The organism is Leifsonia sp. NPDC077715 (genome assembly GCF_040686855.1).
In the GTDB taxonomy this organism is placed as follows: Bacteria; Actinomycetota; Actinomycetes; order Actinomycetales; family Microbacteriaceae; genus Leifsonia.
Genome location: NZ_JBFBOG010000002.1, coordinates 778,785 through 794,546 on the forward strand (window position 1 = coordinate 778,785; position 15,762 = coordinate 794,546).

Consider the following 15,762-nt stretch of genomic DNA (forward strand, 5'->3'; position numbering starts at 1 on the left):
TCGTCTCGAAAGGCTCCGCCATGCCCTCCGTCTCCGCCCACGTCGCCGCCACCCTCGCCCGTCACGTCGACCACGTCTTCGGTGTGATGGGCAACGGCAACGCCCACTTCCTGGATGCACTGGAGCGACAGCGCGGCGGCGAGTACTGCGCCATGCGCCACGAGGCCGGCGCGGTCGTCGCCGCGGACGCGTACTTCCGCGCCTCCGGCCGCCTCGCCGCGGCGACCGCGACCTACGGCGCGGGCTTCACCAACACGCTGACGGCGCTCGCCGAGGCGGTGCAGGCGCACATCCCGCTCATCCTCGTCGTGGGCGACGAGCCCACCTCGGGGCCACGGCCGTGGGACGTCGACCAGATCGCGCTCGCGGCCGCGGTCGGCGCGCGCACGTACACCGTCGGGCGTGCGGACGCCGCGGCGACGACGGCCATCGCCGTCGAGCATGCGCTGACCTATCGGGTGCCGACCGTGCTGGCGATCCCGTACGACGTCGCGACCCGGGATGCCGGGCCGATCCCGGAGGCGCCGGAGCCCGTGCTGCCCGGGCCGAGCGCGCCCGGCGACGCCTTCGCCCAGGCCGCCGTCGCAGACGCTGCGGCCGCGCTCGCCGGGGCATCCCGTCCGCTGCTCCTCGCTGGGCGCGGGGCATGGCTCGCGGGCGCCGGCCCCGCGCTCGGCGCGCTCGCGGACGCGACCGGCGCGCTCACCGCGTCCACCGCGCTCGGGCGAGGCGTGTTCCCCGATGAGCGGTACGACCTCGGTGTGACCGGCGGATTCGGCGCCGAGAGCGCGATGGACCTGATCCGGTCCGCCGACGTGGCGGTCGTCTTCGGGGCATCGCTCAACCAGTTCACGATGCGGTTCGGCGAGCTGTTCGCGCCGGGAACGCGCGTCATCCAGGTCGACACGCGGCAGGCGGCGACCCATCCGCACGTCGGCTCCTATCTGCGCGGGGATGCGCGGCTCATCGCGGAGGCGCTGGTGTCGTCGCTCGCGGACGCTGGCGCGCAGCCATCGGGGTGGCGGGAGTCGGTGGACGTGACGGCCGCCCGGCAGTATCACGTCGGCGACGGACTCGCGGCCGACGGCCGGCTGGACCCGCGCACGGCGGCCGCCCGCATCGGCGAGCTGCTGCCCGAAGACCGCGTGGTCGTCTCCGACGGCGGGCACTTCATCGGCTGGGCGAACATGTACTGGCCGGTGGCGTCCCCGGACCGCATGATCATGGTCGGCACGGCGTACCAGTCGATCGGGCTCGGCTGGCCCAGCGTCCCGGGCGCCGCGCTCGCGCATCCCGAGTCGACCATCGTGCTGACGACCGGCGACGGCGGCGGCCTGATGGCGCTGGCCGACCTGGAGTCGGCGGTCCGGGTCGCGGGGGGACGCGGCCTCGCCGTCGTCTGGAACGACGCGGCCTACGGCGCCGAGGTGAACCTGTACGGGCTGAAGGGACTGGCGCAGGGTCCGATGCGGATCCCCGAGGTCGACTTCGCGGCGCTCGGCCGGTCGGTCGGCGCCGACGGGGTCGTCGTCCGCACCCCCGACGACCTCGAGGTGCTGGCCGACTGGGCATCACGCCCCGTCGCCGAGCGCCCCTTCCTCGTCCTGGACCTGCGCATCTCGGGAGACGTGATCGCCCCCTACCAGCACGAGATCATCCGCGTGAACTCCTGACCTGGCTCGCGCTCCGCCGTCGCCGAGCGATGAGTGGTGAGTCGTGGCTCCCATTCGGCCCGAGTGGCGACATCTGCTCACCACTCGCCGGCGCAGCGGGCGGTGAGGGATGGGTTCCTGGCCGCCGATACCGATGACAACCGGCGGCCAGGAGGCTGGGTCAGATCCCGCGGGCGAGGCGGTAGTAGGCGGCGTTCCAGTCGAGCTCGCGGGCGAAGTCGCGGAGCGTGGTGGAGTCGTCGATGACCAGGAGCTCAGTGCGGGCGAGGCGGGCGAAGTCCGCGAACGCCTCCACGCCGACGGCGGTGCTCATCACGGTGTGGTGCGCCGCGCCGGCCTCCAGCCACGCGGTCGCGGAGGTCGTGAAGTCCGGCGCCGGCTTCCACACCGCGCGGCCGACCGGGAGCTTCGGCAGGGGAGCGGTCGGCTCGACCACCTCCACGACGTTCGCGACCAGGCGGAACCGGTCGCGCATGTCCGACAGGGCGACGACGACCGCGGGACCCGGGTCGGCGGTGAAGACCAGACGCACCGGGTCGTCCTTTCCGCCGATCCCGAGCGGGTGCACCTCCAGCGTCGGCCGGGCGCTCGTGAGCGACGGCGAGACCTCCAGCATGTGGGCGCCCAGGATGCGCTCGTCGCCCGGCGTGAGGTCGTAGGTGTAGTCCTCCATGAGGGAGGCGCCGCCCGGCAGCCCGGCACCCATCACGTTGGCCGCGCGCACCAGGATCGCGGTCTTCCAGTCGCCCTCGGCGCCGAAGCCGTAGCCCTCGGCCATGAGCCGCTGCACCGCGAGACCGGGCAGCTGCTTCAGCGCGCCGAGGTCTTCGAAGCTGGTCGTGAAGGCTCCGAAGCCGCCCTCCTCCAGGAACGACCGCAGGCCCAGCTCGATCGCGGCGCCGTCCCGCAGCGACTGGTGGCGCTCGCCGCCGCGGCGCAGCTCCGGCACCACGTCGTACAGCTCCTCGTACTCGGCGATCAGCGCGTCCACGTCCGAGTCGGACGCGGAGGCGACCGCCTCGGCGAGGTCGTTGACGCCCCAGGTGTTCACCTGCACGCCGAAGACGAGCTCCGCCTCCGTCTTGTCGCCTTCCGTGACCGCGACGAACCGCATGTTGTCGCCGAAGCGCGCCAGCTTCAGGGAGCGGGTGGCCGCCCAGCCGGCCGCAGCGCGCATCCACGTGCCGATGCGGGCGGTCACCGTCGGGTTCGACACGTGGCCGACGACGGTCGTGCGCGGCACGGCGAGCCGGGTCTGGATGTAGCCGAACTCGCGGTCGCCGTGCGCCGCCTGGTTGAGGTTCATGAAGTCGAAGTCGATCTCGCCCCACGGCAGCTCGACGTTCGCCTGGGTGTGGAAGTGGAGGAGCGGCTTCTGCAGCGCGTCGAGGCCCGCGATCCACATCTTCGCGGGGCTGAAGGTGTGCATCCAGGCGACCAGGCCGATCACGGCGTCGTCGGCGTTGGCCTCCAGCATCGTGCGGCGGATCGCGTCGGAGTCGGTCAGCACCGGCTTCCAGACCACGCGCACCGGCACGTCGGCGGCGGCGCCGAGCTGGTCGGCGATGGCACGCGACTGGTCGGCGACCTGCGCGAGCGTTTCCGGCCCGTACAGGTGCTGGCTGCCGGTGAGGAACCAGACTTCGTAACCGTCGAGGGAGGTGGTGAGCTTCGGCATCAGGAGAGGGATCCTTCCGGGGACTGTCCGTAGACGTTCTGGTAGCGGTCGAAGAGTCGGTCGATCGACTCCTGCGGGATGGCGACGAGCGGACCGCCCTGGCGGGCGAGGTGGACGGTGCGGGCGACGTCCTCGGCCATGACGGCGGCCTTGACGGCGTCGCGCGCATCCCGGCCGATGGTGAACACGCCATGGTTCTGCATCAGCACCGCGCGGCTGCGGTGGCCGGTGAGGGTCTGCACGATGCCGCGGCCGATGGAGTCGTCGCCGATGATCGCGAACGGACCGACGGGGATGTCGCCGCCGAACTCGTCCGCCATCGCGGTGATCACGCACGGGATGGGCTCCGCACGGGCCGCCCACGCCGTGGCGTAGGTGGAGTGGGTGTGGACGACGCCGCCGACCTCGGGCATGTTGCGGTAGACGTAGGCGTGCGCCGCGGTGTCCGACGAAGGCGAGCGGTCGCTGCCGAGCGAGCCCGGGACCACCTCGCCGTCGAGCGTGCAGAGGATCATGTTCTCCGGCGTCAGGTGGTCGTAGTCGACCCCGCTCGGCTTGATGACGAACAGGTCCTCGCCCGGGACGCGGCCGGACACGTTGCCGCCCGTCCAGACGACGAGGCCGTAGCGGACGAGTTCGGCGTGCAGCGCGGCCACCTGCTCGCGAGTGGTGCGGACGGCGGTGTCGAAGGCGGTCATGCGGAGGCTCCTTCCACGGGCAGGGCGTCGATCGCGGTGCGCTCGACGGCCAGGCCCGCCTGGTAGCGGTCGAGGTACCGGGCGAACCCGGAGACATCGTCGGGATGCGGGTTGGTCGTCTCGAAGGCGAAGCCGCCGAAGACGCGGTGCTGGAGGTACGCGTCCAGCGCGGTCCCGTCGGCCGCGGCGGGGAGGTAGGCGGCGAGGACTGCGATGCCCCAGGCGCCGCCCTCGGACGCGGTGTCGGCGACGGACACGGGCGCGTCGAGCGCGCCGGCGAGGAACCGCTGCGCGACACCGGCGGTGCGGAACATGCCGCCGTGGGCGAACATCCGGTCGAGCGCCACGCCCTCCTCGTGGAGGACGCGCATCCCGAGCGCCAGCGTGCCGAACACGCTGTAGAGCTGGACGCGCGCGAAGTTCGCGAGGGTGAGCCGGCTGTCCGGGGTACGCACGACCAGCGGACGCCCTTCGGCGAGCCCGGCGATCGGCTCGCCGGCGAGGTGGTTGTAGGCGAGGAGGCCGCCGCCGTCGGCGTCGCCGCCCAGCGCCTCGCGGAACAGCGTCTCGTAGACGGCGTCCGTCGACACCGGGGCGCCGGAGGCCTCGGCGAATCGCCCGAAGAGGCCCGCCCATCCCGCCAGCTCGCTCGCTCCGTTGTTGCAGTGCACCATCGCGACGAGGTCGCCGGCGGGCGTGGTGACGAGGTCGAGCTCGTGGTGGACGGCGGCGAGCGGCTGCTCGAGCACCACCATCGCGAAGATGCTGGTGCCGGCGGAGACGTTGCCGGTGCGGGGTGCGACCGATGCGGTCGCGACCATCCCGGTGCCCGCGTCGCCCTCCGGCGGGCAGAACGGGATGCCCGGCTGCAGCGCGCCGGACGGGTCGAGCAGGGTCGCGCCCTCCGCGGTGAGCTCGCCCGCCGGCTGCCCGGCGACCAGCACATCGGGGAGCAGAGCAGGGAGGTCGAGGCCGGTGCCGAGGTCGGCGTAGCGGCGCAGCAGCTCGGTGTCGTACGTGTGCGTGGCCGGGTCGATCGGGAACATCCCCGATGCGTCGCCGACGCCGAGGACGCGACGCCCGGTCAGCCGCCAGTGCACGTAACCGGCGAGGGTGGTGAACGACGCGAGCTGCGGGATGTGCGGCTCGGCATCCCGCACCGCCTGGTGCAGGTGGGCGATCGACCAGCGCAGCGGGATGTTGACCCCGAACGCCTCGGTCAGCTCCGCCGCCGCCGGGCCGGTGTTGGTGTTGCGCCAGGTGCGGAACGGGACGAGCAGTTCGCCCGACTCGTCGAAGGCGAGGTAGCCGTGCATCATCGCCGAGACGCCGATGGCGCCGACGGTCGCGGGGCGGACGCCGTGGCGGCGCTCGGCGTCGGCGAGGAGGTCGGCGTAGGCGGTCTGGAGTCCGGACCAGACCTCGTCGAGATCGTAGGTCCAGAGGCGGTCGCGGTAGGTGTTCTCCCACTCGTGGGAGCCGACGGCGAGCACGGTCGCGGGGTCGTCGGCGTCGACCAGGCAGGCCTTGATGCGGGTCGAGCCGAACTCGATGCCGAGGGCGGTGCGTCCGGCGGCGATGGCGTCGCGCTGGCGCGGATCCGGCGTGGTCATGGTGCTCCTCACGTCGTTGTGACCGGTCACATTGGATCATACGCGACCTCGGCCGCAGGCTGTCAAGCCAGGATCAGGCGGACGCGCGGCGCACGAGCGCGGGCGCGACGGGCGCGTCGAAGTCGAGCGTCCGTCCCTCGATCTCGGCGACCAGCCGGGCGACGGCGCGGCGGCCGAGCTCGCCGAAGTCCTGCCGGACGGTCGTCAGCGGCGGCGCGAGGAAGGCCGCCTCCGGGATGTCGTCGAACCCGACCACCGCGAGGTCGTCGGGGAGCCTCCGCCCAGCCGCGCGCGCGGCGTGCATCGCGCCGATCGCCATCTGGTCGTTGGACGAGAACACCGCGGTGACCGCCGCATCCGCCAGCAGCTCGGCCCCGATCTCGGCCCCGGAGGCCGCGGTCCAGTCGCCCTCGCGCGAGACCACCGGGTCGGCGCCCGCCGCCTCCATCTCCAGCAGGAAGCCCTCGCGCCGCGCCCGGGCCTCCGACCAGTCGCCAGGTCCGCTCAGGTGCGCGATCCGCGTGTGGCCCAGGTCGAGCAGGTACCGGGTGGCCAGCCGCGCCCCCTCCCGCTGATCGACGAACACGCCGTGGTCGCCGGCGGTGCCCGCACCGTGCAGGGTGATCGACGGGACGCGCAGGGCCACCGCGTCCATCGCGTCCTGGATGCGCTGCTGCGGCGCGACCACGACGACGCCCTCGACGGCCTGGGCGCTCAGCTGCTCCAGTGCCGCCTCAACGGCCGCGGTGTCGAGCGAGACGGCGTGCGCCACCGTCACGAAGTACCCCGCGTCGCGCGCCGCCCTCTCGATCGCGTCGATGCTGGACGCCGGGCCGAACAGCGACGACGGCGACGCGACCAGCACCCCGAGCGTCTGCGAACGGGCCGTCGTCAGCATCCGCGCCGCGCGGTTGGGCCGGAAGCTCAGCTGCTCCATCGCCGCGAGCACCCGCTCCCGGGTCTCCGGCCGGATGCTCGGGTGGTCGTTGAGGACGCGGGAGACGGTCTGGCGCGAGACCCCGGCCGCAGCGGCCACCTCGCGCACCCCCGGCGCCCGCCCCTGCTCGTCCACATCCACACCCTAGGGGATGCGCACCGGCGGCCTCAGCACAGCCGGCCTACCGCGCGCGGCCCTCCACCTGCGCCCGGAACCGCTGGTACTTCGGCGCCCCGACCCAGCGCCACATCACCTGCACCGGCCCGGGCAGGTTCTTCTTCAGCCAGTCGCCGCCGCCGTCGGGCTGCGAGGCGAGGATGGCGCCCAGCATGTACCAGGTCTGCCCCTTCGGGGTCGACTTCCGGCCGTGCTCGGCGAACCACTCGACCTCCTGCTTCGTGATGGTGTGCTCCATCAGCGGGACGATGTTCGCCTCCTCGTCGGGCAGGTGCTCGGTGAGCGCGGCGCGGATGCCGGCCAGCGCCGACTGCACCGGTGCTGCCGTCACCGTGGAGGGATGCTCGCGCCAGGCGGGGAGGGCGGCGTCGAGCGCGTTCAGCTGCACGAGCATCGCGGCGTGCTGCTCCCGCATCCGCTCGACGTGCAGGGCGCACGACGGCGCGCGCTCGTCCAGCACCGGCCACAGCCGGGCGTCCTCGCCTTCGTGGTGCCCGTGCAGTGCCGTGGACAGCATGGCGAGCTGTGAGGCGACGGCCGCGGCGTGCGCGGTGTCGCCCTCGGCAACGCCGTCGACCAGCGCCGGTGCCTCATCGAAGGAGTGCCGGAACAGGCGGTGGATCTCGATCATGCCGCTGGCGTCGCAGGTCTTCGGCCCGTCGAGCGGCGACCGGCCGGAGGAGGGGAGTGGGGTCGCGGACATGGCGGCACCCTACTGCGGCCGCAGCCTCACGGCACCCCCTGATTCCACCCCTGGCGGACCTCGGCCGACGGCGTATGTGTGGGTCATGGCGGAGGTGACCGAGCGCGTACGGGGATGGGAGAACGGCTGGGCGGGCGACCCGGGGGAGCTGGTGTACGGGCTGGACCTGTCGCGGTTCGCGGACGGCGACGGCGACGGCTTCGGCGACTTCGCGGGCGCCATCGAGCGCCTGGACTATGTCGCGTCGCTCGGCGTGACCTGGATCTGGCTGCTGCCGTTCTACGCCAGCGCCCGCCGGGACAACGGCTACGACGTGGACGACCACCTCGCCATCGATGCGCGGTTCGGCGACCTGGACGGGTTCCGCGAGTTCCTGGCGCGTGCGCACGAGTTGGGGATGCGCGTGCTGATCGACGCCGTGCTGCACCACACCTCCGACCGGCACGTGTGGTTCGAGGCCGCGCGGGACGACCCCGACGGGGCCGTCGGCCAGTTCTTCGTGTGGAGCGACGACGACCGGATCGAGCGCGGCGACAAGCCCGTGTTCCCCGGCGAGGAGGACGGGGTCTGGACGTACGACGAACGGGCCCGCCGCTATTATCACCACCAGTTCTATGCGTTCCAGCCGGACCTCAATCCCAGCAACCCGGATGTGTTCGAGGAGATGGTCCGCGTGCTCTCGTTCTGGCTGGACGTCGGCGTCGACGGGTTCCGCATCGATGCGGCTCTCCTAATCGTCGAGCGCAAGGGACGCCCCGGGACGGAGGTGGAGGACGCTGGCTTCTTCGATGAGCTGCGCGCCCGTCTGCGCGAGGTGCGCCACGATGTCGCCCTCCTCGCGGAGGCGGACGAGCCCCCGGAGCTCATGGCGTCGCTCGTCGACGGCGGCCGGTTCGAGGCGGTCATCGACTTCACACTGAACAACGCCCTCGTGCTGGCCCTCTCGCGTGGCGAGGCCGGTCCGATCCTGGACTCGCTGCGCCGGCTGGACGCGACCATCCCCCCGATGGCGCGGCTCAACTTCCTGCACAACGCCGACGAGCTCAACCTGCAGCAGCTCACAGAGGAGGAGCGGCGGGAGGCGTTCGAGCACTTCGCCCCCGAGCCGTCGATGATGCTCTACGGCCGGGGGATCCGGCGCGGTTGGGCGCCGATGGTCCACCCGACCGAGCGGGTGCGGCTGTCCCTCAGCCTGCTTCACGCGCTGCCCGGCGTGCCGATGCTCCTCGCGGGGCAGGAGTTGGGTGTCGGGGACGACCTCAGCGTCGACGGACGGGACGCGGCGCGCATCACGATGCAGTGGGACGACTCGACGTGGGGCGGGTTCACCACGGCGCAGTCGTCACCGCTGACGCTTCCCGCCCAGTGCGACGGACCCTACGGCGTCGGCGCGGTGAACGTTCGGCATCAGGAGGCCGACGCGGGATCCACGCTCGCGCTCGTGCGGCGCATCGCACGCATCCGGCGGGAGACGAACGCTGTCGCCGGCGGCTGGACGGCGGTGGACGTCGGCTGCCCCGCCGTCCTGGCGCTCCGTCGGGATGGGCTGATCACCCTCCACAACCTGTCCGGCGAACGCGTCGAGGTGCGGCTCGACGGCGAGTTCGAGTGGGCGCTCGCCGAGGGGTGGGACGGCCGGGCGCTCGCGCCGTACGGCTTCGCCTGGCTGCACGCGTAGCGCAACGACGGCGCGTCGACCCGGTGGCCGGTTCTTCGACAGCCTGTACAGGATGCGGGGTGCGCGCGTCCCCGTAGCATCGGCATGCGCGCGGCCCGTCGTGGAAGGCCGCGCGCATCTTCTTTTTCGCGGCAGCCCTGCTAGACGGCCCGGATGGTCCAGGACGCCGACGCCGACTCCCCGGGCTCGAGCACGATCAGGTCGGTGCCCGAGTTGTAGGCGTCCGGCGGGCAGGTCATCGGCTCGACGGCCAGGCCGAGGCGATCGAGCTCCGCGACCGGCTGGTCCGCCGTGTGGACCTGCACCCAGGGGCAGTCCTCGCCCCAGACCAGCTCGACACCGGTGCCCGTCGGGGCGGTGACGCGCACGGTCGCCAGGCCGTCGGCGGTGCGCGACAGGCCGGTGAAGGCGTGGTCGATGAAGGTGTCGCCGATGCGGCGTGCCGTGCGGAAGTCCCAGACGCCGCTCTCGGCGGTCGCGACCTCCTCGAGCCCGGTCGGGATGAGCCGGTCCTCGGTGACGGCCAGCACCTCGTCCGCGGGCAGGGTCAGCGTCCAGTCGTCGACCCGGCCCTCGCCGGCCACGAGGTACGGGTGCGGACCGGTGCCCCACGGCGCACGGCTCGTGCCCGTGTTGGTGCCGGTCACGGTCGTGTGCAGGCCCTCCTCGTCGAGCGAGAAGGCCACGCTCACCTCCACCCGGTGGGGATAGCCGGCCTGCGCCTGGATGGTCGTGGCGAAGGTGACGCTATCGGCGGCGCGGTCGACCGGCTCGAAGTCGAGCCACGCGGCGAGACCGTGCAGCGCGTGGCCGCGGTTCGGCTCCGTCAGGGCCAGCTGCTGCTCCACGCCGTCGAAGGTGTAGCGCCCGTCGACGACGCGGTTCGGCCAGGGTGCGAGCGTCGCGCCGCGGAACGCGGGCCGCACCTCGTCGGCGTCGAACGGGACGATCAGCGGCCGCCCGTCGAACTCCAGCGTGCGCAGGGTCGCGCCGACGGAGGCGATCGTCGCGTGATAGTCGCCCGCGCTCAGCCCGAAATGTGTCCCCGAAATCGGTGTGCTCATCCGCCTATTCTTGCCAACTGCACCCCTCACCGTCGACCGCCCCCATCGAGTCCGCGAAGAGTGCACGCGACACGCCGTGCGGGCGGGCACTCTTTGCGGACTCGATGGAGGGGGTCAGGCGGTGGCTCGGAGGGCGGCGTAGAGGTCGGCGCGGGCGGCGAAGGAGTTGAGGTCGCGGCCGAGCAGGCGCTCGGCGTCGGCGACCCGGGCGCGGAGCGTGTGGCGGTGCATCCCCAGCTGCCGGGCGGCCACGTCGTAGACGCCGTCGGCGTCGAGCCAGGTGCGAAGTACGCCGGGGAGGGACGGGTCCGCCGCGACCAGCGGACGCAGTGCGGTCTCGGCCACCGCCCGCGCGTCGGGCGTGTGCAGGAGGGCGAGCATCCCTGCCGCCGCCACGTCGTCGAACGACGCTACCGGGTCGTCCCCCGTAGACCGGTTTCCCGCGGTCTGCGCCTGGGCGACGGCCGCGGGCAGCGCGTCCAGCCCGGTCGCCGAGGACTGGCCGCCGCGCAGCTCGAAGCGGGAGGCGAGCGTGACGGCCGACTCGTCGTCGGCGTCGCCGATCAGCACCAGCTCCTGGCCGTCCCGGGCGAAGAAGCCCTCGGCGTTGGTCTCCAGCCAATCCGCCGCTCCCGCGATCCCGGCGCCGTGCAGTACGGCCACGCGCACCGGGGGCTCCGGCAGCGGCCCGAGCACCGGCTCCGCGATGGAGGCGGCCACCGCGGACTCGCCGGCCAGCAGTGCGCGCCAGACCGCGGTCCGCAGCCGCGCGCGAGCCGCATCCGCCGCCCGGGACTGCTCGAGGGCGAGCCCGGCCAGGGCGACGACGCCCGTGACGACCTGTTGAGCCGCCGCGTCGAGGCCTTCCGAGCCGACGGCGAGCACGCCGCGGAGGCGTCCGGCCGCGCCGAGTGTCTGCAGCGCGAACGGCCCGACCTCCGTCTCGACCGTCCCCGCCGCCCGGCGCCCGCTGCGCAGCAACGGCTCGGCCGCGACGGCCAGCGCCCGCCGGGCCTGCGCGTCGAGTGCGCCGGACGGGTGGCTGCGGGCCACGGCGCCGTCCGCGCCCACCAGGGCGACCGGCCGCTCGATCTGGCGCGAGAGCTCGGAGAGGATCGCGCCGAGCGCGTCCGGGCGCAGCGCGGCGAGCGAGATGGCCCGCGAGGCGCGCAGGGCCCAGGTGCTACGCGCGTAGGCGTCGGCCGCGACGCGGTCGGCGACGAAGCGGGCGACGGCGATGAACGGCGTCCGGTAGGGCACCTCGAACAGCGGGAGGCCGTGCGCGGCGCACGCCTCGATGAGCGGCGCGGGCGTCCCGTCCCGCACCACCTCCGTGCCGAAGCCGACCGCCGCGATGCCGCGCTCCACGAGGCGAAGCACGTAGGGATCGGCATCCTCGGGCGGCTGGGTTACGAGCAGCACCTGCCCGGCCGCGAGGAACGGGGTGGGGTCGGGCAGGTCTGAGCTGTGCGCCCAGGCGAGCGGCGCGTCCAGATCGCCGACACTCGGCGGGGTCAGCAGGCGCAGACCCAACTCCGGCCGGGCCAGGAGCTGGGTGAGGGTGGCGGGCATGTCACTCCATCTGCCAGGGTGTCGATCCCCGGCGGAGCGATTGTACGTGCTGTCGACTCCCGCTGTCGCATCGCGACCTACGCTACGACCATGACCATCCTCGACACCGCCATCGACACTCCCGTCGGCGGACCCTCGCTCCCGCAGGAGCGCCGGCTCGTCACCCCGATCCCCGGCCCCGAGTCGCGCAAGCGTCAGGAGCGCAAGTCCCAGGCCGTCGCCGCCGGCGTCGGCACCACCATCCCCGTGTACACGGTCGCGGCGGGCGGAGGCGTCCTGGTGGACGTGGACGGCAACTCCCTCATCGACTTCGGCTCGGGCATCGCCGTGACCGGCGTCGGCAACGCCGCGCCGCGCGTGGTGGACGCCGTGACCGCGCAGGTCGCCGCCTTCACCCACACCTGCTTCACCGTCGCTCCGTACGACTCCTACGTCGACGTCGCCGAGGCGCTGAACCGCCTCACCCCCGGCGACTTCGCCAAGCGCAGCGCCCTGTTCAACTCCGGCGCCGAGGCCGTCGAGAACGCGGTCAAGATCGCCCGCCACTACACGGGCAAGCAGGCCGTCGTCGCGTTCGACCACGCCTACCACGGCCGCACGAACCTCACGATGGGCCTCACCGCCAAGAACCAGCCCTACAAGAACGGCTTCGGCCCGTTCGCCCCGGAGATCTACCGCGCGCCGCTCAGCTACCCGCTGCGCGACGGCGGCCTGACCGGCGCCGAGGCGGCCAAGCGCGCGATCACCATGATCGAGAAGCAGATCGGCGCGGCCAACCTGGCGGCCCTCATCATCGAGCCGATCCAGGGCGAGGGCGGCTTCATCGTCCCCGCCGACGGCTTCCTTCCTGCCCTGCAAGCCTGGGCGAACGCGAACGGCGTCGTCTTCATCGCCGACGAGGTGCAGACCGGGTTCGCCCGCACCGGCACCATGTTCGCCTCCGAGCAGTTCGGCATCACGCCGGACCTGATCGTCACCGCGAAGGGCATCGCCGGCGGCCTCCCGCTCTCGGCGGTCACCGGTCGCGCCGAGATCATGGACGCCCCGCAGGTCGGCGGCCTCGGCGGCACCTACGGTGGCAACCCGCTCGCCTGCGTGGCCGCACTCGCCGCGATCGAGACCTACGAGACCGAGGACCTGGACGCGCGCGCCCGCCAGATCGGCGACATCCTGTTCGAGAAGCTGGGCGCCCTCCGCGACGCCGACCCGCGCGTCGCCGAGGTGCGCGGCCGCGGTGCGATGGTCGCGATCGAGCTCGTCGACCCGGAGACCGGCGAGCCGGACGCCGCGCTGACCGCGAAGGTCGCCGCCGCGTCGCACGCCGCCGGTGTCGTCCTGCTCACCTGCGGCACCTACGGGAACGTGATCCGCTTCCTCCCGCCGCTCAGCATCCCGGACCACCTCCTCATCGAGGGGCTGGACGTCGTCGCGGAGGCGGTGGCGGGCGCATGACCATCGTCGACACCACCACCGAGCTCGCCCCGAACGAGGCGGAGCTCCTCGCCCGCGTCCCCGACGGCCTGTTCATCGGCGGACGCTGGGAGGCCGGCACCCGCGAGCAGATCGAGGTGCAGGACCCGGCCACCGGCCGCGTGATCAAGCGCATCGCCAACGCGACCCCCGAGGACGGCATCCGGGCCCTGGATGCGGCGGTCGCAGCCGCCGATGCCTGGGCAGCCACCGCGCCCCGCGTCCGCGCCGAGATCCTGCGCCGCGCGTTCGACCTGCTGCAGGAGCGCCGCGCCGACTTCGCGCTGCTCATGACGCTCGAGATGGGCAAGCCGCTCGCCGAGGCGAACGGCGAGGTCACCTACGGCGGCGAGTTCCTGCGCTGGTTCTCCGAGGAGGCGGTGCGCATCTCCGGCCGCTTCGGACAGAACCCGGAGGGGACGGGCACCATGGTCGTCTCGCAGCGTCCGGTCGGACCGTGCTACCTGATCACGCCGTGGAACTTCCCGCTCGCGATGGCGACCCGCAAGATCGCTCCGGCGCTCGCCGCGGGCTGCACGGTCGTCGTGAAGCCGGCCGAGCTGACGCCGCTGACGACGCTGTTCTTCGCGCAGCTGCTCGCCGACGCCGGCGTCCCGGACGGTGTCGTGAACATCATCCCGACCAGCACCGCACGGACGGTGTCCGAGCCGATCATCGCCGACCCGCGCCTGCGCAAGCTGTCGTTCACCGGGTCGACCCCGGTCGGCCGCTCGCTGCTCGCCCAGGCCGGCCAGAACGTCCTCCGCACCTCGATGGAGCTCGGCGGGAACGCGCCGTTCGTCGTGTTCGACGACGCCGACCTCGACAAGGCGGTGGAGGGCGCCATGCTCGCCAAGTTCCGCAACATCGGGCAGGCGTGCACCGCGGCCAACCGGTTCATCGTGCACGAGTCGGTCGCCGAGGAGTTCGCGCGCCGCGTCACCGAGAGGGTCGAGTCGTTCCGCGTCGGCCGCGGCACGGATGACGGCGTGACCATCGGGCCGCTGATCGACGACCGTGCCGTCGCCTCCATGACGGCGCTCGTCGAGGACGCCGTTTCGCGCGGCGCCCGCGTGCTCACGGGCGGCAGCGCCCCCGAGGGCGACGGCTTCTTCTTCGAGCCGACCGTCATCGTGGATGTGCAGCCCGGCAGCGAGCTGCTGCGCGAGGAGATCTTCGGCCCGATCCTCGCGATCACCACGTTCTCGACCGAGGACGAGGCCGTCGCGGCAGCGAACTCCACCGAGTACGGGCTGGTCGGCTACGTCTTCACGCAGGACCTCGCCCGTGGTCAGCGGATGATCGACCGCGTGGACACCGGCATGATGGGCCTCAACACCGGCCTCGTCTCCAACGCGGCCGCTCCGTTCGGCGGCGTGAAGCAGTCGGGCCTCGGCCGCGAGGGCGGCCTGGAGGGCATCCACGAGTACCTGAGCACCAAGTACACGCTCATCCCGGCCTGACCGGGAGGGACGAGAGGAGCGCGCCGACGGTCAGTCGGCGCGCTCTTCCGCGTTCAGCTCCTGCTTGACGTCGTGCTCGATCAGCACGGGGACGAAGTCGCGCACGGGGGCGCCGTCGAACGCCTCGTGGTGCTTCTCGACCAGCTCGTCGATGCGCTCGCGCGGGACCTGCGGGTACCGGTCGGCCAGCCGCTCGGCGGCGTGCTCCACGGCGATGTCCTCTTCGCTGGCGTTCCTCGTATCGTCGATCATGGCGCGATTATGCACCCCGAGGGTTAACGGCGGCGATGCCGTCTGCCAGGCTGAGGGCATGGACGAGACCATCGAAGTAGTCGTCGTGCGCGTGTTCACGAACGAGAGCGGCCGGAATGGGAACGAACTGGGCATCGTGCAGAGCTCCGACGTCACCGCCCACCGCGAGCAGGACATCGCCGCAGCCCTCGGGTTCAGTGAGACCGTGTTCGTCGACGCGATCGACGAGGCGGCACGCACGGCGACCATCCGGATCTTCACCCCGGCGAAGGAGCTGCCGTTCGCGGGGCACCCGAGCGTCGGTACCGCCTGGTGGCTGGCCGACCGCCGCACGCCGGTCGACGTGCTCCGGGAGCCGGCGGGCGACGTGGAGGTGTCGGTGGACCTGGACGATGACAGCGCCTGGATCACCGCGCGCCCGGAGTGGACGCCCGAGTTCGAGTGGCTGCAGCTGCAGTCGCCGGAGGATGTGGAGGCGCTGGACCCGTTCGCGTTCCCGTCTGGACAGCACTACGCCTACGCGTGGATCGACGAGGACGCGGGCAGCATCCGCGCCCGGATGTTCGCCCCCGAGATGGGGATCATCGAGGACGAGGCGACCGGCGCCGCCGCGGTGGCCCTCACCGCGCGTCTCGGCCGCCCGCTCGCCATCCTCCAGGGCGAGGGCTCGGACCTGCTCACCGAGCCGCTGGGCGACGGTCGCATCCGCGTCGGCGGCACCACGGTCTACGACCGCACGATCGAGGCGACGCTCTAGGTCACGAGTGGTGAGCAGAGGTCTCCA

General features: G+C 72.8%; 13 protein-coding genes. 5 read left to right on the plus strand and 8 right to left on the minus strand.

From position 1 onward, the window contains the following. Nucleotides 1-20 precede the first annotated feature (20 nt). Nucleotides 21-1,673: a thiamine pyrophosphate-binding protein gene (locus AB0P25_RS10835; protein ID WP_363807258.1), complete on the plus strand. Its 1,653-nt coding sequence runs from the start codon at nt 21-23 to the stop codon at nt 1,671-1,673. Between the two features lie 160 nt (nt 1,674-1,833). On the opposite strand, the gene araA is transcribed toward AB0P25_RS10835, so the two are convergent. The 5 genes from araA to AB0P25_RS10860 all read right to left on the minus strand — a co-directional run bounded on the left by araA (nt 1,834) and on the right by AB0P25_RS10860 (nt 7,479). After that, nucleotides 1,834-3,351, minus strand: coding sequence for an L-arabinose isomerase (araA, locus tag AB0P25_RS10840; RefSeq protein ID WP_363807260.1), 1,518 nt, complete (start codon nt 3,349-3,351; stop codon nt 1,834-1,836). Continuing rightward, a complete protein-coding gene (locus AB0P25_RS10845; RefSeq protein WP_363807263.1) occupies nt 3,351-4,049 on the minus strand; it encodes an L-ribulose-5-phosphate 4-epimerase in 699 nt (232 codons plus the stop codon). The genes araA and AB0P25_RS10845 overlap by 1 nt, the downstream gene beginning before the upstream one ends. Then, nucleotides 4,046-5,662 (minus strand): FGGY-family carbohydrate kinase, encoded by a 1,617-nt coding sequence (locus AB0P25_RS10850; RefSeq protein WP_363807265.1) that lies wholly within the window; start codon nt 5,660-5,662, stop codon nt 4,046-4,048. The genes AB0P25_RS10845 and AB0P25_RS10850 overlap by 4 nt, the downstream gene beginning before the upstream one ends. A 73-nt stretch (nt 5,663-5,735) precedes the next feature. Further along, nucleotides 5,736-6,734 carry a LacI family DNA-binding transcriptional regulator gene (locus tag AB0P25_RS10855; RefSeq protein WP_363807267.1) on the minus strand — a complete coding sequence of 333 codons (999 nt, stop codon included), beginning with the start codon at nt 6,732-6,734 and terminating at the stop codon, nt 5,736-5,738. Nucleotides 6,735-6,780: 46 nt separating this feature from the next. Beyond that, nucleotides 6,781-7,479, minus strand: a complete 699-nt coding sequence (locus AB0P25_RS10860) for a hemerythrin domain-containing protein (protein ID WP_363807269.1) — start codon at nt 7,477-7,479, stop codon at nt 6,781-6,783. Nucleotides 7,480-7,564: 85 nt separating this feature from the next. On the opposite strand from AB0P25_RS10860, the gene AB0P25_RS10865 reads away from it, so the two are divergent. Next, nucleotides 7,565-9,157, plus strand: a complete 1,593-nt coding sequence (locus AB0P25_RS10865) for an alpha-amylase family glycosyl hydrolase (RefSeq protein ID WP_363807271.1) — start codon at nt 7,565-7,567, stop codon at nt 9,155-9,157. Between the two features lie 140 nt (nt 9,158-9,297). Here AB0P25_RS10865 and AB0P25_RS10870 read toward each other — a convergent pair whose 3' ends face one another. Together AB0P25_RS10870 and AB0P25_RS10875 are read right to left on the minus strand one after the other, a co-directional pair. Beyond that, nucleotides 9,298-10,221 carry an aldose 1-epimerase family protein gene (locus AB0P25_RS10870; RefSeq protein ID WP_363807273.1) on the minus strand — a complete coding sequence of 308 codons (924 nt, stop codon included), beginning with the start codon at nt 10,219-10,221 and terminating at the stop codon, nt 9,298-9,300. A 114-nt stretch (nt 10,222-10,335) separates the two neighbouring features. Further along, a complete protein-coding gene (locus AB0P25_RS10875; protein WP_363807275.1) occupies nt 10,336-11,793 on the minus strand; it encodes a PucR family transcriptional regulator in 1,458 nt (485 codons plus the stop codon). A 90-nt stretch (nt 11,794-11,883) separates the two neighbouring features. On the opposite strand from AB0P25_RS10875, the gene gabT reads away from it, so the two are divergent. Both gabT and AB0P25_RS10885 read left to right on the plus strand, forming a co-directional pair. Further along, nucleotides 11,884-13,245 (plus strand): 4-aminobutyrate--2-oxoglutarate transaminase, encoded by a 1,362-nt coding sequence (gabT, locus tag AB0P25_RS10880; protein WP_363807277.1) that lies wholly within the window; start codon nt 11,884-11,886, stop codon nt 13,243-13,245. Beyond that, nucleotides 13,242-14,726, plus strand: coding sequence for an NAD-dependent succinate-semialdehyde dehydrogenase (locus AB0P25_RS10885; RefSeq protein WP_363807279.1), 1,485 nt, complete (start codon nt 13,242-13,244; stop codon nt 14,724-14,726). The genes gabT and AB0P25_RS10885 overlap by 4 nt, the downstream gene beginning before the upstream one ends. Before the next feature lie 30 nt (nt 14,727-14,756). Here the strand turns inward: AB0P25_RS10885 and AB0P25_RS10890 are convergent, their stop codons facing one another. Next, nucleotides 14,757-14,978, minus strand: coding sequence for a three-helix bundle dimerization domain-containing protein (locus tag AB0P25_RS10890; protein WP_363807281.1), 222 nt, complete (start codon nt 14,976-14,978; stop codon nt 14,757-14,759). 58 nt (nt 14,979-15,036) lie between these two features. On the opposite strand from AB0P25_RS10890, the gene AB0P25_RS10895 reads away from it, so the two are divergent. Further along, nucleotides 15,037-15,735: a PhzF family phenazine biosynthesis protein gene (locus AB0P25_RS10895; protein ID WP_363807283.1), complete on the plus strand. Its 699-nt coding sequence runs from the start codon at nt 15,037-15,039 to the stop codon at nt 15,733-15,735. Nucleotides 15,736-15,762: the final 27 nt, after the last annotated feature.

Bases quoted from the DNA above. Each gene is read 5' to 3' on its own strand.
- AB0P25_RS10890 (WP_363807281.1), bottom strand. From the start codon at position 14,978: ATGATCGACGATACGAGGAACGCCAGCGAAGAGGACATCGCCGTGGAG.
- AB0P25_RS10865 (WP_363807271.1), top strand. From the start codon at position 7,565: ATGGCGGAGGTGACCGAGCGCGTACGGGGATGGGAGAACGGCTGGGCG.
- AB0P25_RS10850 (WP_363807265.1), bottom strand. From the start codon at position 5,662: ATGACCACGCCGGATCCGCGCCAGCGCGACGCCATCGCCGCCGGACGC.
- AB0P25_RS10835 (WP_363807258.1), top strand. From the start codon at position 21: ATGCCCTCCGTCTCCGCCCACGTCGCCGCCACCCTCGCCCGTCACGTC.
- AB0P25_RS10845 (WP_363807263.1), bottom strand. From the start codon at position 4,049: ATGACCGCCTTCGACACCGCCGTCCGCACCACTCGCGAGCAGGTGGCC.
- AB0P25_RS10875 (WP_363807275.1), bottom strand. From the start codon at position 11,793: ATGCCCGCCACCCTCACCCAGCTCCTGGCCCGGCCGGAGTTGGGTCTG.
- gabT (WP_363807277.1), top strand. From the start codon at position 11,884: ATGACCATCCTCGACACCGCCATCGACACTCCCGTCGGCGGACCCTCG.
- AB0P25_RS10870 (WP_363807273.1), bottom strand. From the start codon at position 10,221: ATGAGCACACCGATTTCGGGGACACATTTCGGGCTGAGCGCGGGCGAC.
- AB0P25_RS10895 (WP_363807283.1), top strand. From the start codon at position 15,037: ATGGACGAGACCATCGAAGTAGTCGTCGTGCGCGTGTTCACGAACGAG.
- AB0P25_RS10885 (WP_363807279.1), top strand. From the start codon at position 13,242: ATGACCATCGTCGACACCACCACCGAGCTCGCCCCGAACGAGGCGGAG.
- araA (WP_363807260.1), bottom strand. From the start codon at position 3,351: ATGCCGAAGCTCACCACCTCCCTCGACGGTTACGAAGTCTGGTTCCTC.
- AB0P25_RS10860 (WP_363807269.1), bottom strand. From the start codon at position 7,479: ATGTCCGCGACCCCACTCCCCTCCTCCGGCCGGTCGCCGCTCGACGGG.